General features: G+C 58.2%; 14 protein-coding genes, 1 tRNA gene and 1 pseudogene. 12 read left to right on the top strand and 4 right to left on the bottom strand.

The features are described from left to right. Nucleotides 1-2: 2 nt before the first annotated feature. From cobS to FHY04_RS13045, 3 genes and pseudogenes are all read right to left on the bottom strand, one after another. Nucleotides 3-1,007, bottom strand: coding sequence for a cobaltochelatase subunit CobS (gene cobS / locus FHY04_RS13055; RefSeq protein ID WP_031393922.1), 1,005 nt, complete (start codon nt 1,005-1,007; stop codon nt 3-5). Between the two features lie 153 nt (nt 1,008-1,160). Then, nucleotides 1,161-5,825 (bottom strand): NAD-glutamate dehydrogenase domain-containing protein, encoded by a 4,665-nt coding sequence (locus tag FHY04_RS13050; protein WP_183936753.1) that lies wholly within the window; start codon nt 5,823-5,825, stop codon nt 1,161-1,163. A 292-nt stretch (nt 5,826-6,117) separates the two neighbouring features. Further along, nucleotides 6,118-6,924: pseudogene (locus FHY04_RS13045) on the bottom strand (hypothetical protein); the annotation flags it as partial. Between the two features lie 143 nt (nt 6,925-7,067). Between FHY04_RS13045 and FHY04_RS13040 the strand changes: the two are divergent. From FHY04_RS13040 to FHY04_RS13030, 3 genes are all read left to right on the top strand, one after another. Next, nucleotides 7,068-7,143 (top strand) — tRNA-Thr (locus FHY04_RS13040). Nucleotides 7,144-7,465: 322 nt separating this feature from the next. Continuing rightward, nucleotides 7,466-8,140, top strand: coding sequence for a hypothetical protein (locus FHY04_RS13035; RefSeq protein ID WP_183936752.1), 675 nt, complete (start codon nt 7,466-7,468; stop codon nt 8,138-8,140). Nucleotides 8,141-8,312: 172 nt separating this feature from the next. Next, nucleotides 8,313-8,732, top strand: a complete 420-nt coding sequence (locus tag FHY04_RS13030) for a hypothetical protein (protein WP_221211786.1) — start codon at nt 8,313-8,315, stop codon at nt 8,730-8,732. A gap of 767 nt (nt 8,733-9,499) precedes the next feature. On the opposite strand, the gene FHY04_RS13025 is transcribed toward FHY04_RS13030, so the two are convergent. Continuing rightward, nucleotides 9,500-12,751, bottom strand: a complete 3,252-nt coding sequence (locus tag FHY04_RS13025; protein ID WP_183936750.1) for a type ISP restriction/modification enzyme — start codon at nt 12,749-12,751, stop codon at nt 9,500-9,502. 209 nt (nt 12,752-12,960) lie between these two features. Between FHY04_RS13025 and FHY04_RS13020 the strand changes: the two genes are divergently transcribed. The 9 genes from FHY04_RS13020 (at nt 12,961) to FHY04_RS12985 (ending at nt 21,568) form a co-directional block, all read left to right on the top strand. Continuing rightward, complete coding sequence (locus FHY04_RS13020; RefSeq protein WP_221211785.1) at nt 12,961-13,353, top strand: hypothetical protein; 393 nt, start codon at nt 12,961-12,963, stop codon at nt 13,351-13,353. 11 nt (nt 13,354-13,364) lie between these two features. Beyond that, entirely contained in the window at nt 13,365-13,781 is a 417-nt protein-coding gene (locus FHY04_RS13015) for a hypothetical protein (protein ID WP_183936748.1), read from the top strand. Between the two features lie 71 nt (nt 13,782-13,852). Continuing rightward, nucleotides 13,853-14,167, top strand: coding sequence for a hypothetical protein (locus FHY04_RS13010; RefSeq protein ID WP_183936747.1), 315 nt, complete (start codon nt 13,853-13,855; stop codon nt 14,165-14,167). 495 nt (nt 14,168-14,662) lie between these two features. Beyond that, complete coding sequence (locus FHY04_RS23060; protein ID WP_409349165.1) at nt 14,663-15,085, top strand: DUF6998 domain-containing protein; 423 nt, start codon at nt 14,663-14,665, stop codon at nt 15,083-15,085. 330 nt (nt 15,086-15,415) lie between these two features. Then, nucleotides 15,416-17,890, top strand: coding sequence for a hypothetical protein (locus tag FHY04_RS22305; protein ID WP_221211784.1), 2,475 nt, complete (start codon nt 15,416-15,418; stop codon nt 17,888-17,890). Between the two features lie 77 nt (nt 17,891-17,967). Next, nucleotides 17,968-18,642: a recombinase family protein gene (locus FHY04_RS13000; RefSeq protein WP_183936746.1), complete on the top strand. Its 675-nt coding sequence runs from the start codon at nt 17,968-17,970 to the stop codon at nt 18,640-18,642. Next, nucleotides 18,615-19,757, top strand: coding sequence for a hypothetical protein (locus tag FHY04_RS12995; RefSeq protein ID WP_221211783.1), 1,143 nt, complete (start codon nt 18,615-18,617; stop codon nt 19,755-19,757). Before FHY04_RS13000 ends, FHY04_RS12995 begins: the two co-directional genes overlap by 28 nt. A gap of 64 nt (nt 19,758-19,821) precedes the next feature. Further along, nucleotides 19,822-20,844: a hypothetical protein gene (locus tag FHY04_RS12990; protein WP_183936745.1), complete on the top strand. Its 1,023-nt coding sequence runs from the start codon at nt 19,822-19,824 to the stop codon at nt 20,842-20,844. After that, nucleotides 20,837-21,568, top strand: coding sequence for an HIRAN domain-containing protein (locus FHY04_RS12985; RefSeq protein WP_183936744.1), 732 nt, complete (start codon nt 20,837-20,839; stop codon nt 21,566-21,568). Before FHY04_RS12990 ends, FHY04_RS12985 begins: the two co-directional genes overlap by 8 nt. Nucleotides 21,569-21,628 lie beyond the last annotated feature (60 nt).

Raw genomic sequence — 21,628 nt, 5'->3', positions numbered from 1 at the left:
CCTCAGGCCTTGCCCATCACGCTCTCGGGCAGATCCTTGCCGAACACGCGCTGGTAATATTCCGCGACCAGCGACCGTTCTGCCTCGTCGCACTTGTTGAGGAACGACAGGCGGAACGCAAAGCCGACGTCGCCGAAGATCAGCGCGTTCTGCGCCCAGGTTATGACGGTACGCGGGCTCATCACGGTCGAGATGTCGCCGTTGACGAAGCCCTTGCGGGTCATGTCGGCGACGCGAACCATGTTCTCGACGACCTTCTTGCCGTCGGGCTTGTCATATTCGCCCGACTTGGCGAGCACGATCTGCGCCTCGACCTTGGCGGGCAGATAGTTGAGCGTGACGACGATGTTCCAGCGGTCCATCTGACCCTGGTTGATCTGCTGCGTGCCGTGATACAGCCCGCTGGTGTCGCCGAGGCCGACCGTGTTCGCGGTCGCGAACAGGCGGAACCAGGGGTTCGGGCGGATCACGCGGTTCTGGTCGAGCAGCGTCAGCTTGCCCTCGGTCTCGAGAACGCGCTGGATCACGAACATCACGTCCGGGCGGCCTGCGTCATATTCGTCGAACACGAGCGCGGTCGGCGTCTGCAGCGCCCAAGGGAGCAGGCCTTCGCGGAACTCGGTGATCTGCTGGCCGTCCTTCAGGACGATCGCGTCGCGGCCGATCAGGTCGATGCGGCTGATATGCGCATCGAGGTTGATGCGGATGCACGGCCATTTCAGGCGCGCCGCGACCTGTTCGATATGCGTCGACTTGCCGGTGCCGTGATAGCCCTGGACCATCACGCGACGGTTGTGCGCAAAGCCCGCAAGGACCGCGAGCGTGGTGTCCGCGTCGAAGACATAGGCGGGGTCGAGATCGGGGACGCGCTCATCCGCCTCGGAGAAGGCGGGCACCTCCATGTCGGAATCGATCCCGAACATCTCGCGCACCTTCACCATGCGGTCGGGGGCGTCGAGAATCGTCGTCTCGCGGCTGTCGGGCTGGGTATTGGGGATATCGGTCATGCTGGCCTCGTGTTCCCGGTAGCTCTAGGCCAAGCGCGGGTGAATACTCAACCGCGACGTACGCGATTGTCGGGAAGACATCATCGAACCGCCGGACGCGCGATGGGTTCCCGCCCCGCCGGTAATGTGGCGGGGCAGGGCTTCGGTTTGCGCCTATCGGCCGAGCAGGACGCGCGCCTGGCTGGCGATCTGCGCGAGCATCGCGGCGTTCGGGACGGCGGCGTGGCGCGCACGGTCGATCACCGCCTTGAACTGCGCGACGCGGGTGGCATTGCTCGCCAGCCATGTGTCGACCGCGCCCTGCGGATCCCTGGCTCCGCACCGCGCGAGGAACTCCAGCCGCAACTGCTGGAAATCGCGGGCAAGTCCGGCGATGAGCAGGCGTTCCCACGGATCCGACGGGGTGATCCGCGCGGCATTCGCCTGTGCCCAGTCGAGCCCGAGCGCCTGTCCCAGATGCGTGAAGGCGCGGGTCAGCACCGCCTCGTCGAGCGCGAGGCGCTCGCCGAGATCGGCGAGCCCGACCGCACCGTCGAGCTCGAACAGCCGGACCACCTTGATCGCGAGGTCGTGCGGGGCACCTGCCGTCTCGAGCTGCGCGGCGATGCGGTCGCTCTGCGCGCTCGCCTCCTCGAGCAGCAGCGCCTTGGTCTGGCCATCGAGATGCGTGATCCCCTTGGCGAGCCGCGCGAGCACGGCACCCGGCATCGTGCCGGGGGCGGACACGCGCAGCAGATCCGCGATCTGCGAGCGCGTGGCGACCGCCACCTCGTCGAACAGCGCGATGCGTGCGGCTTCGGGCATCGGTCGTGATTCGATGTCCGCCCAGAGCGAGGGCAGGTCGAACAGCCGTTCGGCGACGACGAACATCGCCGCGATATCGCCCATCGCCGCGCCTTCCTCCTCGGCCAGCTCGAACGGGTGGAGCACGCCGAGCCGGTTGACGATGCGGTTGGCAAGCTTGGTCGCGACGATCTGGCCGCGCAGCCGGTGGTCGTCGATCGCCTGCGCGAAATGCTCGCGCATCGCGGCCGGGAAGGCGGCGTGAAGATCGGGTTTCAGCGCGGGGTCGTCGCCGAGCCCGGCGTGCTCGATCGAATCCTGCAGCGCGAGCTTCGCGGTGGCGAGCAGCACGGCGAGTTCCGGACGCGTCAGGCCATGGCCGTCGAGCCCGCGGCGAAGCAGGTCGTCATTGGCGGCCAGCCCCTCGACCGCGCGATCGAGCCGTCCGCTGCCCTCGAAGATCTCGATGACGCGGACATAGCTGGGCATCGAGCCCGGCCCGCCGCCGCCGCCGGTCGCACCGCCAAGACCGCCGGGTCCCGCCAGCGCGCCCGCGCCTTCGGCGATCGACAGCGCGAGCGTCTGGAGCCGGTTGTCCTCGAGCACGAGATGCGCGACGTCGTCGGTCATGCTGGCGAGCAGCGCGTTGCGGTCCTCATAGCCCAGGCGCCCCTCGATCATCTCGCGGTTGAGCGCGATCTTGATGTTGACCTCGTTATCCGAGCAGTCGACGCCCGCCGAATTGTCGATGAAGTCGGTGTTGATCCGCCCGCCGCGCTCGGAAAACGCGATGCGCGCGGCCTGCGTGACGCCGAGATTGGCACCTTCGCCGATCGCGGTGACGCGCAGATCCTCGGCATTGACACGCAGCCGGTCGTTGGCGGGATCGCCGACCTGGACGTTGTTCTCCGATGCCGCCTTCACATAGGTGCCGATGCCGCCGAACCAGAGCAGGTCGGCGGGCGCCTTGAGGATCGCGGAGATCAGCGCGCCGGGCTCGATCTCGTCGACCGCGATACCGAGCACGGCTTGCGCCTCGGGCGAGAGACGGATGACCTTGGCGGTGCGCGGATAGACGCCGCCGCCTTCGGAGATCAGCGCGGTGTCGTAGTCCGCCCAGCTCGACCGGGGGAGGGCGAAAATGCGCGCGCGCTCGTCCCAGCTTGCGGCGGGATCGGGGTTCGGATCGATGAAGATGTGGCGATGGTCGAACGCCGCGACGATCTTGAGCGACTTCGACAGCAGCATGCCGTTGCCGAACACGTCGCCCGACATGTCGCCGCAGCCGACGACGGTGATCGGATCGCTCTGCACGTCGATGCCGCGCTCGGCGAAGTGACGCTGGACCGAGACCCAGGCGCCCTTGGCGGTGATGCCCATCGCCTTGTGATCATAGCCGACCGAGCCGCCGCTCGCGAACGCGTCGCCCAGCCAGAAGTCGCGGTCGAGCGCGAGCGCGTTTGCGACGTCGCTGAACGTCGCGGTGCCCTTGTCCGCGGCGACGACGAAATAGGGATCCTCGCCGTCAAGGATCGCGACGCCGGCCGGATGGACGACCTTGCCCTCGACGATGTTGTCGGTGATCGACAGCAGCGTGCGGATGAAGATCCGGTAGCTCTCGGTCCCTTCCGCCAGCCACGCGTCGCGGTTCGACGGGGCGGGAAGCTGTTTGGGATAGAAGCCGCCCTTCGCGCCGGTCGGCACGATCACCGCGTTCTTGACGCGCTGCGCCTTCATCAGCCCGAGAATCTCGGTGCGGAAATCGTCGCGGCGGTCGGACCAGCGCAGGCCGCCGCGCGCAACCGGGCCGGCGCGCAGATGAATACCCTCGATCCGCGGGCTGTATACCCAGATCTCGCGCCACGGCACGGGCGCGGGGAGGCCGGGGATCAGGTGGCTGTCGAGCTTGAACGCGAGCGCCTCGGCCGCGGCGGGCGTGAAGGCGTTGGTGCGCAGCGTCGCGCCGACCAGGCTGTGATAGGCGCGCAGGATGCGGTCGTCGTCGATCGCGGTCACCGCGTCGAGCCCCGCCTCGATCGTCGCGTCGGCATCGGCGGGATGCCCGGCATCGGCCGGATCATGCGCGGCGGCGAAGCGCGCGATCAGCGCGGTCGCGACCCTGGGCGCGCGGCGCAGCGCGTCGACCACCGTCGTCAGGCCGTAGGGCAGCCCCGCCTGGCGCAGATAGCGGAACCAGGCGCGGAACAGCACGACCGCCTGGGGGCTCATGCCCACTTCGACGATCAGCCGGTTGAACGCGTCGTTCTCGGCCGCGCCTTCGAGCACCGCGGCGATCGCGCGCTCGAGCGTCGCGGCATCGGCCTGCGCGACCGCATCGTTCGCCTCGAGCACGAAGTCGTGCACGAAGGGATCGCTGTCCTCCTGCAGCCGGGTCGGCAATTCGCCGATCACGCGGAAACCGAAATTCTCGAGCACCGGCACGGCATCGGACAGCGGCAGCGCGCCGCCCAGCTTGTAGATCTTGAGCTGGCGGTCTTCGCCGGGCGCGCTGGAGATCAGGCGCACCCCGCGCGAGCCCGGCCCGTCGAGCGCGGCAAGCCGCTGGATGTCCTCGGCGGCTTCGGCCGGGCTGCTGAGGTTGCGATAGTTTTGCGGGAAGGCGGCGGCCCAGCGCAGCGCGAGGCGCGCGGCGCGCGGCGACGGCAAGGTCTCGACCAGCGCGGCCTCGACGTCGGACACCCAGCCGCGGACCATCCGCTGCAGCCTGAGCGCGAGCGGCGCGACGTCGGGCACGCGGCCTTCGCCGCGCAGGTCGAGCGTGTAGCGCAGCATCGCGGTCTCGCCGTCCTCGAGCGCGATCGACCAGTTCAGCACGGTGGCATTCGCGGCCTCGGCGAGCATCTCGCCGATCGCGGTGCGGCGGCCGGTCGTGACGTCGTCGCGCGGCAGCCAGACGAAGCCGAACAGATGGCGGCCGAGCGGCGATGCGACCAGCACCAGCGCGGGACGCGGCCGGTCGGCCAGGCTCATCGCGGTCAGCGCGAGTTCCTCGAGCGCGTCGGGCGCGAACGCGATCACCAGATCATGGGGCAGGGCGGTGAATGCGTGGGTCAGCGCCTTGCCCGCATGGCCGCGCGGATCGAAGCCGAATTTCGCCTTCATCGCGGCGAGCCGCGTGCGCAGGATCGGCACGTCGCGCGGCATCGTCGTCAGCGCCGCGCTGGTCCACAGACCGCTGTAGATCGACAGTCCCGCGATCGTCTCGCCCTCGATCACCGGCACGACGATCAGATCGAGCGGGACGGCGCGGTGGACGGTCGAGATCAGGTTCGACTTCAGCAGCAGCGGGGCGAGATTGCCCGCCTCGAACCACTGGATCGCGAGCGCTCGCGAGGCCTCCGCCAGGATCGGCACGGCATGCGGATTGCGCGCGATGCCAAGCGAGGCGCCGCCGCTGCCGTCGCGGTACCAGACCTGATGCCCGAGCAGCGTCAGGTGCCCGTCGAGGAACCAGCGCAGCAGCGCCGCGCCTTCCGCATCGGGACCGTCGCTGTGAAGCAGCGCGATATCGGTCGCCATCGCGCCCTGCATCGCGCGCCAGTCCTTCACCGCCGCGCGCACATCGGCAAGCACGCCGGTCAGTTCCTCGATCAGCCCGCGCCGATCGCGCGCGTCGGCGCGCTCCATCTCGAGATAGATCATCGATTCGGCGGGGCCGGTGTCGCCGATCGCCTGGAGCACGCCGTCGGGGCTGCGCGTCGTGTGAACGACCGGATGGATGATGCGATCGATCGCGATGTCCTGCGCGGCGATCGCGGCGGAAATCGAATCGACTAGGAACGGCATGTCGTCGTTGACGATCGCCAGCCGCATGCGGCGGCGCGTGTCGTCGGCGCTGATCGGTTCGAGCGCGATGGCGGGCGCGCCATCGTCGCGCCGAAGCGCCGTGGCGACGACGAAAGCCGCGGCGTGCGCCGCCTCCGTCGTGCCGAAGTCCTTGAGTTCGCCCGGAAGCGCGCGTTCGGTCAACCGGGCGGCGAGCGCGTCGGTCAGCGTCGTGGAAAGATCAGCCATGACCGCGCCTATGCGCCGGGTAGGATACGACCTCAAGGCTTGTGGCAGGTGCGAACACCGCTGTTGCGGTGCAGCATTCGGAGGCGCGTCGGCGCGGCGCGAACACGGTTTTCGGCTACCTAATCGCGGCCATCGCCTGCTCGATGAGGACCGCGTCGTCGGTGATCGTGCCGATGATGTCGAGCCCGCCATCCACCCCCGCGCGGGCGACGAGCAGAACGATGGCGCCGGGCTCCGCGTCGGTGCGGAGCACGACATGCGCGAGCGTGTCGGGTGCCGGGCCATCGGTCGGGCCGGTCGCCGCTATGGGGTCGGCGAATTCGGCGCTCGGCCCGTCGGCCCAGATCGGCACGCCCGGCGAGGTGGCGGGCGCGTGCCCGGTCGAGGCCAGCGATGCGCCGAGCCCCGGCATCATCGGCGCGTGGCGGGCATAGGCGGTGAGCCCGGACGCGGGCACCGGCGCGGCGCGAACCGCCGCCTCGAGCTCGGCGGCGAGCGTCGCCTGCATCCGGTCGTCGGCGAGTTCCTTCCAGTTGATCACGCCATACAGGAAATCGATGCCCTCGTCGCTCGACGAGAACGGCATGAGGATGCCGCGGTACAGCGTCGTGCGCCCGCGGCTGTTGACGAATTCGGCCTCGAACCCGATCGGCGCGCGATTCGCGATGATCTGCAGATAATGGTCGGTCAGCCGCGACAGCAGCGACCGGCTGGGCACGTCGGCGATCGACGTGATCGGCCCGACCAGCCCGCATTCCTCGCGCAGCTTGGCGCCGAGATAGGCGATTCGCGGATCGTCGATCGTCACAACCGCCGCGGCATCCCGATCCGCGCCCGTGCCCGGATCGGTGCGGAAGTCGAGCAGCACGCTATGCGGGCCGAAATCGGCGATCGAGCCGGGATCGAGGTCCGCGATCGTCGGATAGGGGCGTCCCCTGAGCAGCGACACCCAGTGGTTATAGGCGCGGACATGCATCCGGCGTTCGTCCCCGCCCAGATCGAACATCACGTCGTTGACGCCCGCGTCGGTCGCCCCGCCGGGAAGCCCCGCCTCGGTCTCGTCGATCTCGCCGTATTCGCCGTCCGGCTCGCGTCGCATGCCCATACCGAAAACTTCCCCGTTCACTTACGGCTGCTTGTGCACGCTGCTTGGTAAACGGCACGTAAATGCGGGTTAGCGCTTGTCACGGCAAAATTCCGCTGTTAAGCGCCGCTCCCTCGACCGGAGATATCCGTCGTCGGGCCGCTTTAGCTCAGCTGGTAGAGCATCGCATTCGTAATGCGGGGGTCACAGGTTCGAGTCCTGTAAGCGGCACCACCTTCAAAATCAGGTGTAAACAGGCTGTCCTCACGGACGGCCTTTTTGCGTTCGTAGTGGCTCGATTGGCTGCTGTAGCGTCGTCCTCACCGGTCACCCAACAGGCTCTGACAGACCGGTACAGGGGTCTAAAAGCGTGTCTTTAGGGACGCATTTCCAGCATACGAATATATTCTTCGTGGTCTTGCCAAGCCATTGATATTGCTTGCTTAAATCTTAGCCGTGTCAATCCCTTTTAGTCCTATTTTCTTGCTTTTTAAGTATAGTTTTGGCATAAAGACGAAGAGGAAACTCAATAACACAACTTAACACAAGGAATAATATGACCGACTACAATACTCATATCAAAAAAAATAATATTCTATACATGTCCACACGTCCAAAATCGTACTTCGTACGTGTCCTAGGAACGTCGTTGGAAATGACTCGTGGTACGATTGGCCTCGATATGGCTAAGCACTGGGCCATGAGAGGTAGTTTTGCTCTGAGCATGGTGCATTGGGGCTCGGGTGAGTATGTCCATCAGGATGTATGGGCCGATCTCGACAAGAAATATGAATTGCCAGACTTCGGTTTGACCGATGACCTGTTCCATGATTTTGGGATTCGACTGCAAAGTGGCTTCGAAGTAACTGTCGTCGATGGCCAGGGTAAGCTGATTGCCGACATCACCGAACGAGTTAAGGACGGATATAACGACGGTTTGGCATTAAAGTCAGTTGGCCTGTCGACCGGTGGAGGCTGGTTTGAGCCGTGCAACGATAACGAAGCTAGCTTCGGGGAGCTTCAAGTGAGTTCAGATGGCCAGGGTTATCATGAGTATCTTATTCATACCAACAAGCCTTTCGATCCAGATCTCATCAGCATTTCGTTTACCGAATATGATGGATGGCCCGTCACGAGCGAAGTGTCTTACGACGGAAAGCCGCTTCCCTTGTCGGACAATGCATGTGGGTATGACCTCATCATTGGACGAGTACACCTTAGCAAGCAGTGAAATATAGTTGCCGGGACGTCACAAAACGCCTCGGCATCCGTATAAATAACCAAACCCTACTTTCACTTTACCCAACCAACGCCAGAGGACCATGAACCGAACCCAAACCCTTTCCCATCAAGCAGCGTTCCGAGAGTTTGCTCGGATCGATCACTGGCATGCACCTCATGCTGTGACGCTGACGATGAAGCAGGGGATGCCGGTTGCGAATGGGTGTCGTTCGACGATGGCCTATCTGGATGAAGGCAAGGCCTCCCAGAATCTCGGTCACTTCCACAGTGTTCTAAGCCGAAAGCTTCTCGGCAAGCCAGCGGACCGCTTCGGCAAGCGGCTTCCCCTCATCCCCGTTATCGAGGGTGGGAATGGCAAGCGGCTTCACTATCACGTTATGATCGACTGCCCTCGGGCCGATCTACTCTCCGACTTCTCGAACCTCGTTCGGGACACATGGCTTCGTACCCAATGGGGCCACGATCAAATCGACATCCAGCCTCAGGCCGATATCGGATGGATCAACTACATCAGCAAGTTTCGTGACAAGCCTAACTACAGCGATGCTGTAGATTGGCCGAATTACCACAATCCCGACTGACGGGTATACACCCCTTCGAGACCCTTGCCCTCGTTGACCTACACCTCTTGGTTCGAAAACGCTTTCGGACCTTGATTAATAAGCGTGTCTAAAACACATCTACAAACCTTTAGATTAGATATCTAATAATATCTCTAAAATATCATTATAATATCGATGACGCAGTCATCCGACGAAGTCGGTTTTGGTAGATCGGTATTTTCTAGAACGTCAGCCGGTTTTAAACTAATCTGACAGATATAAGCTGGATCTATAGAACAGTTAATGTCATATTATTCAAGTATAATCAAGATTGAAGGTGTTATTCGAATCTCTAGAGCTAATTCCTTTTGGAGATTTTTGATTGTCCAGGCTCCGGTTTACGAAGGCCGTTCAAGAGAACGGATTAGAGCGCGGATTGATCGTGATTGGTAGGACCCAGCGTTTTGGAGTCGGATCGGTCGCTGACGCCGGTTTAAAACACGTTATTTCCGGGATGTCAGGGTCGATCGGGTTTCGTTAGATTGGAGAGCAATCGCAACGACCACCACGACAACACAAAAAGCGTTTCTCCCGCCGCCTTTTTGCCCTCCCGACTTCCGACGTTCATTCATCACTGCGCCATCAGACTGCGGTGGCGCTGCGAGGCGAATACTAGAGATTAAGCCGCTGTTCCCGTCCGCTACCTGAACGACGGCTTTCGGCGATGAATCACACTGAAGCCTTGCAGGGGGTCATCGTCGATTGCCGGATCGAAGGCTGTTTGCAATGTCTTGGCTGCGGAGCGGCTAAGAACTCAAATGGAGCAATTCGATGGTGTGCATAATCCGATCGGTTTCAATTAGGATTTTGATGATGCGCTGATAATGGCGGATGTCGTCATAGGTCAGGGCACGTCCCTTGCGGTCTTTCAGCCACTTTTGCGCGGGCTGATAGCCGCCGATGTGAAATTCCCATGCAATTGACGGCACGCCGTCAAAATACTGGTCTGCATTGATCCAGACTTGCCCGTTCTCATAGCGCGGTTTGTCCACCACGCTGTCTCCGCTGCCGTCGTCTGGCCCGTGGAACGGATAGGGCGTTGCGCCGACGGCTTCAGCCTCCATCAGGTGCAGGCGGCGCAGCGCTTCGCCCTGTTCGCTAACCGCGTGGAAGGATTTCGGGCTCGCCGGAAGGGGAACGCGGGGGAAGTCGATTTTCAGGAACTCAGCATAGGTTTCGCGATAAGCGGGGCTGTGCAAAATGCCATAGATGTAATCGAACACCTTGACCTCATCGGGACGGGCATCGCCGATGGCATGACGGAAAGCGTCCGTGCCATCAGGCGCAATCAGTTGGCTATTGAGGCTAGCCGCCTTGCGGATTTGGGCGAACAGCTTGGCATCGAAGTTTATGCGGATACTCTGGTCAAGAGTGCCCTTCCTTGGGTAGAGATAGAGTGGGGCTAAATAGTTCACTTCCTTAATGCTCAGCGTATGATGAGTAATCGGTAGGTCGTGAACGAGGAAATCTGCGAAATTACGGCCGCCTTCGATCGTGCGCGTGAATGAAGCGGATAGGTTTGGTCGAGATTGCAAATTCTGCATAAACTCGACGCGGCCCCAATCGACCATGTCAGGACGTGATAATATCGCTCGTGTGTCAAAAGGTCGGTAAGCAATCGACTGAACGTCATTACGCCAATTTGTTGACTGGAGCGCCTTGCGCGCGGCTGGCAACTTCCATCCTCTTGAGTCGCCTGGTGGATATTTGCCACCGGCTTTGCGACCAAAAAACCGCTCGCGAATTTCGGCATCGGAGGCGGATAAATCGGCAAACGCAGCAATACGCTCGGTTAGTTCCTGCGTATTCATGGCGATGACCAGTCCATCGCGCGCTGTAACGATGCCTGCGACGTTAGCAGGCATCAGTTCGGTGATCGAGATGCCCTTGGAGTATTCCTCCTCCACGTCATAATCGCGCAGCACGAAAGGATGGATAGGGGCTTTGTGTGGCAGCGCCGTTGGGGCTAGGCTAGCGGTAGTGCCATCCCAAAGCTGGGCATATTTGCGCTCACGGGTGCCCCATAGCTCGCCATGACGCACCTCCGCGAGCGCCTTCAGTGCCTTGCTCTTGTGCCGATGTTTTACGGCAATGATGATTGCAACGCCCTGCATAATGTCGAAGACGTTCTTGTCTGGCGAGCCGTCGGGGCTGATTTCCTTTTTGTTAGAATTGCCATGCAGGTCTAGGATATGAATGCGATCAAATGTCCGCATTAGGTGCCAGCGCATACCGCGAAAGGTAGGGTTATCCAGATAGCCGTGATTGGTGATGAATCCCAGCACGCCTTCGCCATTCTGCGCGATCATATGTTCCGCTAAGCGGAGAAACTTTACATAATCATCTTGCAACCAGTGTTTGCGTTCGCCGAAGTGAACGCCATCAACATATTTGTAATCCTCGATTTTATCGGTGATCCATTTGTCGTTGTTCTGACTAATGCCGGAATACGGCGGATTGCCGATCACGCACATGATCGGGGTTTGGCGTTTGATGTTGTTGGCCTGCTTGGACTCTTCGGCGATGGCGCGCTGAATGCCGAAATCGAAGGTCTGCAATACGCGCTCCCCACCTTCCAGAGAGTTGGTGAGGTAAACCCCAAGGCGGGGCGGGTTGGCCGACGGTTTGTAGCCTAGTCGCGTCAGGATCATGTCCAGCTTCATGTGGCACATGGCGTAGGAGGCCATCAGCAATTCGAACCCATGCAGACGCGGGATTAAATCGCGCTCGATATAAGCAGACAACTGCCCCGGCGCGACGCCCTTGATGCGCTCAGACACCAGCTTAACTACCTCGGCAAGGAAGGTGCCGGTGCCCGTCGCTGGGTCAAGAATCTGGACGCGATGGACTTCCTTTTTAATGGTGGCGGCTTTCCCCGTTTTCGGGTTGTTCTGGCCGGTGTCCCAATCAATCGTAATTTTCGACGTATCAGCCAAGCCATCGGCCAGCCCAAATTCGGTTTTCAGCACTTCGTCCACGGCGCGCACGATAAAATTCACGACAGGTTCGGGCGTATACCACACGCCGCGCGCCTTGCGCTTCGCTGGATTATATTCGGCTAGAAAGTTCTCATAGAAATGCAGGAACGGGTCCTGCCGCGCGGTGATCTTGCCAAAATTGCGCAGCACCCGTTCCATATTTGTGGCGCAAAACACATGACACAGCTCGTCGATCACGCGGCGTAGGCGCTCATCTAAATTGGGGCCAGCGATGTAGATGAACAGTTCGCGCAGGAAGGGGTTGGTCTTTGGCAATAGGTCCAGCGCCTCGGTACGAGTGAACGTGTCCGGCCTTTCATCATGCAGCCGCGCGGCGAACAGGCCATAGGAGATGGTTTCGGCGTAGACGTCGGCAAAGTCTTCCACGGTTATGTCGTGGATCAGGCTGGTCTTGAACGCCTCATACTGACCGATCAGGTCAGTTGTCGTGGCGGTAGCGTCCTTGGCTTTCATGTCTGCCACAAGGGCGCGTCCCATGATGTCCTTGATGATCGCCGCCTTGCCAGCCATCATCGCGGCCAGCTTAGCCGACGAAGTGATGCTAAGCGGGGTAACTTGTACGAAGTCACGCAGCCGGCTTTCGAGCGTGGGGAAGTTTTCGACTCGCGCAGGCAGCGTCGGAATAAGGTCGGCCACGGTGATGAAATCTACCAACTCGCCGTCGCGGATGAATTCAAAGTCTAGGCCGTTGGTGTAGATCAGGTTGGGCAGGCCCTTCTTGTAACGTTCCTTCTGGGCCTTGCTGTAGTCGGTGACAGCGAATTTTCGCACGTCCTTGCCGATGTCCTTGGCCTCGCACCAGCCGATGGCAACATCTCCACGGTTGAACACGAAGTCCGGCGCGCCAACATCGGTAAGATGCTTGGGCTCATTGATAACGGTCAGCGCGGGATCGATGGAGCCGAACAATTTAGCCAGGGCGGGGCGGAAACTGTGCTCGGTAGAACGCCCGCTGGCGTAAAGCGCCCGAATTTCAGCGAGATAACCTTGAATATCCATTTTTCGGACGAGCCCCCTTATTGCTGCCGCGCATAGCTACCATCCGGGGCTTCGTTAACCTACGTCTGCTTACGCTCTCCAATTAGCCGAATGCAGCCGGGCCGCTTTCCTCTCCATCTCGGACACTGCAGCGAAGATAACGATTGAACCGTCCCGCTGCCGTGCCGCCGTTCGTTGTCTCGACGTCGATTATCCTTGATCCATAGATGATGGAAATCACCGACCTTCCCGACCCGGATGACGCTGCCGCGATTTTTGAGTTTGCGATGACGTTCAACGGATACGACTATTTCGGCTCGTTCGATGCATCTGCGAACGCCGCTGCGTTGGGAGACCGGTCAAGCCTCGACCTGATCAGGAATGAACTGTTTTTCGTCGCCAGAGCATCTCGGAACGGGGACGACGATCGGCTCATCATTCTCTACCGTGAATTGATGCCGCTGTTCGCTGAGCGTTGCGAAGCATTTACTCGAATTTCGGGTCCTCATATTCCATCAAGTGCGGACGGCGGCTCAAACGATCGTGGTCCAGTGATAGCAATTCGACCAATCGATGCGGAGGACTGGATTGACCGATGGTTAGCTCGAATCCGAAGGCCGTAACGACCGGCGAAATGACGGTGTTGATCGAGACGGTTGAGCGAACCTACTTCCTACAACGTCATACCCCGACTGGAGGATCGACTGACGAAGCGGTCATCGATATTTTCGGTCGGATCGGGTCTGCATCGAAGCCTTACGATCGCTATGTCGGTCAGGCGATCGAGGTCGCGTTGCGGTCGTCGCGCTCATTCTCTGCCGGTACCAAGGAGGAGACCGTAGGTGCGCTTGGTCCGTTCTCGATATCGCTTGGAAAATCCGGATGCTCGGTATTGGCCTATCTACCGTCGGACGCGTTCTGGGCGGTGCCCGGTATGATATCCGACCATTCGGTGACGCATATCGGGTTGACGTTTGAAACGCCCCGGCACGGTTCTGGCAATCTGGAAAGCATTCACTTTGCGCCCGCTCTACGCGTCAATGTTAGTTAACCACCCTATGTAAAGTGTTCGCCGTGCCAGTTGAGCATAAGTACCCGGTACTTACCAGCAGAGGCAGATCGATGAATACCAGCTCTTTACACACCCTCGTCAATTTCCGGGCTTCCAAGCCGCTTTTGGAATCGTTCGACCGCGTCTGCCTCCTATCAGGGAAAACGCGGACGCAGGTCTTTTCGGAAATGATGCGTCAACGCGTCCTGCATGTCGGTTCGAAACTGCCTGAAAAGCTGGAAACACAGCGATCGATCGATGAACGGTTGAAGATCGCCGTAGAAGGACGATCATCCGTGCCACCAGCGGATACACCTCGTACGTGGTCGGTCGGTACGGGAGGTCGGGTCAAGCCGTTCTCGTCGTTCGATCAGGTTGGGTCGTGAGCATGCTGTCAAAGACAGTTTCTCCTAAAACGAAGGCCGAGCTAATCCGTGCATTGCAGACTGCATCGTTCCGGTATGTTGAAATATTTGAGCAGGGTTCAATGACACTCATGCCCTCGGTAGATCGTTTAAAGCGAGATCAAGCGACTGTGATTGTCATCCGGTAGACGGATGCACCGCCGAGCTTCGTCAACATCGTACCGCCACTTTGATCCCTTTGCGCTGCGGTTCAATCGCGATACGGCTTCACCGATCGCTCGTAGCTTTAGGGGTTTGAAATGCAAATGCGGTGTACCTGCGGAGAGGGGACAAGGTGGATCGAGCAACCGCTTGAAACCCATAACGCATTTCGCGTGGAATGCCGCCGATGTAAAAAGTTTGCGAAATGGGGGAATCGGGCTGAGCTCGATCGGATTACAGCAGCTGGCGAAATCGTCGAAATGGTGTCTTTCAACGCGAAGCCATTCGGTCCGACGCTTGATCGGTTCGTGATCGGTGAATAGGCGGGTCAAGCTTCCAGCACCCGTCGCGGCAATTTACCGAGCTACCGAGGAGTTGGCTGCATTGTATCCCGGTCGGCCATTTACCCCCGATGGTCACCTCGTTGGGTCAATAGGCGAAGTCGTAGCTGCAGAGGCTCTAGGGCTGACGCTATATCCGCCCTCTCAGCCCGCTCACGACGCCTTCGATGCCGCAGGCGATGTTCAAATTAAAATGACAGCTGGCAAGAGCATCTCGATGTATTCGACATGCGATCGCTTGGTCGTTCTTAAAGTCGTCAGTCCCGAAGAAGCTGAGATTGTTTACGATGCGCCTGGCGCTCAAGCATGGGACGCTGCCGGTCCGATAGCGAAAAACGGTCAACGGCGGATCAGTCTGTCCCGGCTGCGATCGCTGATTCGTCCAGAACCCAGCTAAAAGCTAGCCCGCCGGCTTCACTGGTAAGATTGTTTGTACGTGGCCGGTTAATATGGGTGTTCGGATCAAGCCGTTCTCAACATTTGATCGGCCGCGTCCTAAGCATGCTGACGAAGACCGTTTCACCTCAAACGAAGGCTGAGCTGATCGCCGCTATAATCGATCCTGCTTTAAATGGTTCGATGTGTACAACGACCCTGCATTGAGCTCGCGTCCGTTCCCTGCGCTTCTCGCTAGACGGAGCGCGACGGTCATCATTCTCATTCCTTAGCTGGTTAAAGCAGGGTGATGGCTACTGTGCACGACAGCCATTCCGGGATATGTTTCCGCATGGCCGAAATTCCAACCCCCGCTTCGATCCTTGCGTCGTACGAGACGTTAGTTCTTGAGCATGCCAACGAAGCTGAGACGCGGCACAAAGTCATCAACGATGTTTTGTATCACATTTTGGGCTGGACGCACGCCGACCTTCATTCCGAGGATCGAGTATCGGAAGATGGCGAAACCACTTGGGCCGATTACACTCTTCGGACAGGTATGACGGCGTTGGTGGTAGAGGCCAAGCGTGTCGGTGTAACATTCGACGAGGTTCCAGATACGCGGCGTGCCCAGCTACGGGGAAAGTTACTAACCGGGAAAACAGGTGCTGCCATTACGCAGGCACGGGACTATGCACGAAAACTCAGCCTGCCCTTTGCCGTTGTAACCAACGGAAACACATGGATTGTATTTCCTGCCACCCGGACGGACCAGGTGAAATTCTCCGATTCCTCAGCGATTATTTTCCCGAACCTGCGTTCGATACTCGATACAGACTATGCAGAGTTTACGGACCTTTTGTCCCGAGACGCTGTCATAAACGGGAGCCTTGAAAACGAGTTGCTCGGTCGCATCGAAAATCAAATTGGTGATCGCCGGTTAAACAGATTTTTCCCCGCCGGATTTTCTCGGATTACAAGGCACAGTCTGTATCCGTTGATCGAAGACGCTATTGTCACCGCGTTTACGGAAGATATCGTAAATTCCGACCCTGCACTTTTAGCAAAAATGTACGTGCGGACTCCTGACCGTATGCGGTTTGATAACAGAGTCAGAATTCATATCCAAAAGCGTGAGGGGGTCGCGTCCAAAGCTCCAATACGAGCGGTACGTGAAAAGGGTAGTGCGGAGATAGCGTCGCTAATCGCGGGCGCTGGTAGTCGAGCTCGTCCACTAGCAATGCTCGTATTGGGGCAGGTCGGTGCCGGTAAGACAACGTTTCTGGAGTACACCCGAAAAGTCAGTGCGGCGGAGATATTTGAGCCTCGGCGAGATAAACCCTATCCACATTGGTTTCATGTTGACTTCCGACCTTTTGCCAAGGGTGAGTCTGCCCTAGCGTTTTTAGTTTCGAGCTTAATTAGCGGTATCAACGCTGACCCCTTTCTATCAGACTATGAGCGTTGCGTGCGGCATGCTTACAAAGAAGAAACGGACGCGCTTTTCCGCGGACCGTTATATTTATTACGTGATGACGAAACAGAGCGCCGCCGTCGGATCACCGAGCTTTTGATGGACGATTACAATAAGGGTCTTCCATATGCAGAAAAGATAATACGATATGCGGCCAAAGGTGCCGCCGTGTTTCTCGTCGTCGATAATATCGATCAGTTTGACGACGAGTCCATTCAGTCACAAATTTTCTCCGACGCGATGGCGCTGGCGCAAAAGATCGGCGCCAATCTGGTATGTGCGATGCGAGAGGGCACATACGTCCTTCATAAAAACAGTCCTATATTCGACGCTTTCGACTTTGATCCAATAGCCATTGAGCCACCTGTCATCGAGGCGGTTCTCGCACGACGCTTTTTTGTCGCGAAGCAGTTACTCGAGGGGAAATCTGGTGATTTCACGGCGGAGAATGGTGCGCAGGTTGAAGTCCAAAAGCTTCCAGTAATAATTGACCTAGTTCAAAGCTCGGTTCTAGGTACAACGATTGGGAATCTCATCGAGGTTCTTGCTACGTCGGATATCCGACTAGCGTTGCGTATGACGCGCGAGTTCTTGCAGTCGGGGTGGACCGCCTCGGGTAAGGCCTTGAGGATATACGAAAGCACTGGTCGATACGTAATGCCGCAGCATGAGGCGCTGCGTGCAATTATGGTGGGCACTCAGAAGCAATATTTTGAAGAGCATTCTGTCGTGGGAAATCCATTCGATAGCCGATTAGCCAAGACTGAAGCCCAGCTAGTTCGTACATATCTATTAGCTGCCATTGTCGATCTCAGTAGTGACTCTGCCTTTAGGCATTTGGAAGGCAGTGATATAGTCCGGAATCTGAGGATCATTGGGTTCGGCGATGCCGTCACCATGAAGGTGATTTCCGACTTATGTCGTCTACGTTTTATACATACCACATCTCATTCGGCACCAGGTGTTGAGTCAAATTACATCGTCAGCCGCTTGGGCGCGTACGTAATACGCTATTTTCTCGCTGATATGATGTTTCTGGAAAATGTGATGATGGACACATTCATTGCCGACGAGAAAACATGGAACGAGCTCCGAAGGCAGACTGCTGATATTTACGCAGAGCGAGGGACAATTAAGCGGATTGGAATGAGGCGGGAGCGCGTTCAGTCATTTTTCGACCATATGACTTCGCTCTACACCCCATTACGCGACGAGAGCATAAGGCGGGGACTTCCCGCCGCATGGTGCACGCATCCTTTCGAGGCGGCAAGAAACCAGCTTTTGACTAATTTATCGAGGGCAACTCGCTCAGCGGACAGCAATTACGGGGCGCAAAGCCAAGACCGGAGATAACTGCGTCGTTGCTATGGTTCGAAGATTCGATGACCCGTCCAAAGCAAACCAAGGTTTGCCTTTGACGGAGCCAGCGAATGACACGGTATGTTGCCTATTATCGAGTATCGACCGCTGCGCAGGGACGATCCGGGTTAGGTCTGGCCGCACAAAAGTCGCTGGTGGACGGATTCATCGGTGACAATGATCAGGTTCTAGGGGACTATGTAGAGGTCCAGTCCGGGAAGTCGGATACGCGGGACGTGCTGTGGCAGGCTATCGCCGCCGCCAAGCGGCTCGGAGCGAAAGTGCTGATCGCCAAGCTCGATCGGTTTTCCCGCAAAGTCAGCTTCATCGCCGGTATCATGGAGCAGGGCGTCGGTCTGGTCGTAGCCGACATGCCGCACGCCTCGGATTTCCAGCTGCACATATTCGCTGCTCTGGCTCAGGAAGAGCGCCGAATGATATCGGAGCGGACGCGCCTTGCTCTTGCTGAGGCGAAGAAGCGAGGTGTCCGCCTCGGTGCCAACGCATCGGTACTCGCGATCAAGCATCGCCAGCAAGCCGTCGACCATGCTCATTCGCTTGCGTCCGTTGTCCAGCCGCTCATCGACGAGGGACGGTCATATTCGGCGATTGCTCGCCACCTCAACACGCTCGGCATCCCCGCGAAAAAGGGAGGCCGGTTTTATGCCGAGACGGTCAAGAGCGTCGTCCGGCGCTTACCACACGGAGAAAATCACCCATGCTCACAGAAAGGATCGGAAATGTAACGCTGACCCAAGCGGTTGGCTCACCCTTCTATTATGCCCGCTATCGTCACGATGGACGACAAGTCGCTAGGTCGCTCAAGACGGACGATATCGGGAAGGCCCGGATCGATGCACAGGCTATATCTGATAAGCTGGCACCGACTGCAAAGGCCGTTCGAGGCGACAACTCGTTCCGCCGTTTCGCTGAGGACGTGATCGTTGCCGACGAACGCCGGGTCGCGCGCGGTGAGAAGAACCCCCGTCTAGCGCTAGATCAACGTCGCATCCTCCGGTGCCATTGCGAGGAGCCGCTTGGCGACCTCGACGTTCGTCGTATCAAGACCGTCGTCCTGGACGAATTCGTCGAGGAACTGCGGGATAAGGATCTGTCATCAGCGACGATCAAAATGATCCTCGTCCTCGTCAGCAAGACGCTTCAAGCCGCCGCCCGTGCCGGTGCGATTGATCACGTTCCGTTGATGCCGAAGGTCAGCCTGAAGCAGAAGGTTCGAGGATGGTTTTCGCTCAAGGAATACCAAGCGCTGCTGAAGGAGTGCAAACGGCACGAGGATGCAGGGACGAAGGTCTACGGATATCAGATCACCGACGAGTTGCGCCGGTTCTGCACGTTTTCGGTCAACACGTTCCTGCGCCCGTCGGATGCAAAGGAGCTACGCCACCGTCATGTCGAAATCGTTCGGACGAAGGAAACTCAGTATCTCCGGATCACAACGGATTTCAGCAAGACGGTGAATACCCCGGTTGTCTCGATGCCGAACGCGGTGCCGATTTATGAAACCCTACTGAAAACTGGCAAGGCCGCAGGGTTCGGGAATCCTGACGATTTTATTTTCATGCCGAAGTACAAGAACCGTACGTTCGTTATTCGGAACCTTGGCCGTCAGCTACGTACGGTTCTGCGTTCTGCTGATCTGTATAAATCGACGTCTGGGGAAACGCGTACGCTGTACTCCCTCCGTCATTCAGCGATCATGTTCCGTCTCATCAAGGGGAAGGATATGTGCCTGCTCACCCTCGCCCGAAACGCTCGCACCAGCGTCGAGATGATCGACCGGTTTTACGCGAAGCACCTGACCGCCGAGATGAACGTCGACGTCCTGCAGAGTATGCGGTAGCTCCAGCTCTAAGCGGTGCGCTTCGCCCCTTCACGCCGCTTTAGGAATAACGCACAGAGGCGTTATGCAGGCGGTCGATATCCGAGGATGGGCACAGGACGGTGAATTTTCGCCATTTCCTGAGGGTGCTCGCGACAAGTATGCCTTGATCGCTCCGGAGGTACCAGCCGACGCTCGGATCGTCCCCGGTCATCGCTACCTAATGAAGTTTTCAAATCCCCGATATCCAGTTCAGTTTTGGTCGGAAATGATAGCGGGCGTAGTGGGGCGGCTTATGAACGTCCCCGTTCCCGAATGCTTTTATGCGGAAGATGAGGCAAGTGGCCAGCCTGGAACACTAATATCATGGTTCTACGGGTATGAGATTGAGAAGGACTCGATCACCGCAGCCGCCGCGCTTGTTGACGTTCCAGGTTACGATCCAGATATTCCCGCCGCAGCCCCAGAAACGCACAGCCTCTACGTACCCGGTGGCAGCTACATGGTCAGGAGGATAGAAAACTATGACCTTAAGACCGGCCGGCAACATAATCTAAAGCATATTGGGTATTTAATCACTCGATTTAGACAGATGTTCGGTGTGGATCACTGGGCTAGCTGGGGTAAAATGCTCGTGTTTGACGCAGTGATCGGAAACACTGATCGTCATCAGGATAACTGGGGCGTGTTGTGGCGTGCGGACAAAGTAGGAAAGATGGTTCCCCGATTTGCCCCGGCATTCGATAATGGCACGTCTCTTCTTCACGAGATCATCGAAGAAAAGCTTACCATGTTCAACGATATGGTAAGGTTAGATGCCTATATCAATCGTGGCAGGCACCATATGCGATTTGACGTTTCGGACGCTAAGCAGGCTGGCCATCTTGAAATGATAGCATCGATTTGCCGTCAGAGGCCAGGGTTGCGGGAAGCTATATCTGATAGCTTGAACTGGAATGTTGCCGGGTTTTCGAAGGAGCTAAGATCTTTTGTCGGATCCAAATCAGCGCATCCGCTTACGGCGCTCCGGGCAGATGCAATCGTAAAAGTTTTAGCCCGTCGGACTGAGCGTCTCCAGGGTATTATGTTGGCGATAGACGATGATTAAAATATCACACCTGATCGAGCCGAATCGATTGTTGTTAATATGGCAATCGAGCAACCCCACAGTTCGTAAGAAGTTCATTGTAGGAGAGCTTGTAAGGGCATCGGATCGGGTTTCCCTTACCTACGCTTATTATAGCCATGATTTGCAAGAAGCAATGAGCGTTGGCTTCACTGGGCATCCTGCCTTTCCGCTGGATGTCCCGGTTCATCATTTCAATGTCGTAGAAGTATTTTCGCGTCGGTTACCACCTCGGAATCGATCAGATTTTCGCACCTATCTCGAAAAGCATCGTATCGATCCCGTTGGCCAGATTAGCGATTTTGCGCTTCTTGGTTTTACCGGCGCCACTCTGCCGGGCGACGGATTCATGTGTGCCATAGATTACCGCTACGAAACCATGCCGCACCTTTTTCTCATGGAAGTTGCCGGTTTCCGATACAATGCCGGTATGCATCTTGAGATATCAGCAATGATGGGACAAGTTGTGACCTTCATGCCGGAAATTGATAATCCACATGATCAAAACGCCGTACGGATATTTGTAGCCGGATTACCGATAGGATATGTGCCACGCTACTATGCTGCTTTGATGCGGACCTGGTTGAGCAGCTGCATGACTATGGGGGTCATCGAGAGGATCGATGGAACCCTTACCAAGCCACAAGTTCATATAGCTGTAAGTGTAATCTCACATTATTCTGGGCGCGCGCAAGCTCTGCTCTGAATTCTGCAGCTGTGCGAAGCTTAAAAGTGACAACGATATTGGGGCCGACTCGGACATAAA

The organism is Sphingomonas sp. BK481, assembly GCF_014194875.1.
Taxonomy (GTDB): Bacteria; Pseudomonadota; Alphaproteobacteria; order Sphingomonadales; family Sphingomonadaceae; genus Sphingomonas; species Sphingomonas aerolata.
The sequence above is the reverse complement of the archived record's forward strand: the minus strand, read 5'-3'. Positions and strand labels throughout refer to the sequence as shown.

What these genes read in the sequence shown, in the direction of transcription:
- cobS (WP_031393922.1), bottom strand. Translation starts at nt 1,007, where the DNA reads ATGACCGATATCCCCAATACCCAGCCCGACAGCCGCGAGACGACGATT.
- FHY04_RS13050 (WP_183936753.1), bottom strand. Translation starts at nt 5,825, where the DNA reads ATGGCTGATCTTTCCACGACGCTGACCGACGCGCTCGCCGCCCGGTTG.
- FHY04_RS13035 (WP_183936752.1), top strand. Translation starts at nt 7,466, where the DNA reads ATGACCGACTACAATACTCATATCAAAAAAAATAATATTCTATACATG.
- FHY04_RS13025 (WP_183936750.1), bottom strand. Translation starts at nt 12,751, where the DNA reads ATGGATATTCAAGGTTATCTCGCTGAAATTCGGGCGCTTTACGCCAGC.
- FHY04_RS13020 (WP_221211785.1), top strand. Translation starts at nt 12,961, where the DNA reads ATGGAAATCACCGACCTTCCCGACCCGGATGACGCTGCCGCGATTTTT.
- FHY04_RS13015 (WP_183936748.1), top strand. Translation starts at nt 13,365, where the DNA reads ATGACGGTGTTGATCGAGACGGTTGAGCGAACCTACTTCCTACAACGT.
- FHY04_RS13010 (WP_183936747.1), top strand. Translation starts at nt 13,853, where the DNA reads ATGAATACCAGCTCTTTACACACCCTCGTCAATTTCCGGGCTTCCAAG.
- FHY04_RS22305 (WP_221211784.1), top strand. Translation starts at nt 15,416, where the DNA reads ATGGCCGAAATTCCAACCCCCGCTTCGATCCTTGCGTCGTACGAGACG.
- FHY04_RS13000 (WP_183936746.1), top strand. Translation starts at nt 17,968, where the DNA reads ATGACACGGTATGTTGCCTATTATCGAGTATCGACCGCTGCGCAGGGA.
- FHY04_RS12995 (WP_221211783.1), top strand. Translation starts at nt 18,615, where the DNA reads ATGCTCACAGAAAGGATCGGAAATGTAACGCTGACCCAAGCGGTTGGC.
- FHY04_RS12990 (WP_183936745.1), top strand. Translation starts at nt 19,822, where the DNA reads ATGCAGGCGGTCGATATCCGAGGATGGGCACAGGACGGTGAATTTTCG.
- FHY04_RS12985 (WP_183936744.1), top strand. Translation starts at nt 20,837, where the DNA reads ATGATTAAAATATCACACCTGATCGAGCCGAATCGATTGTTGTTAATA.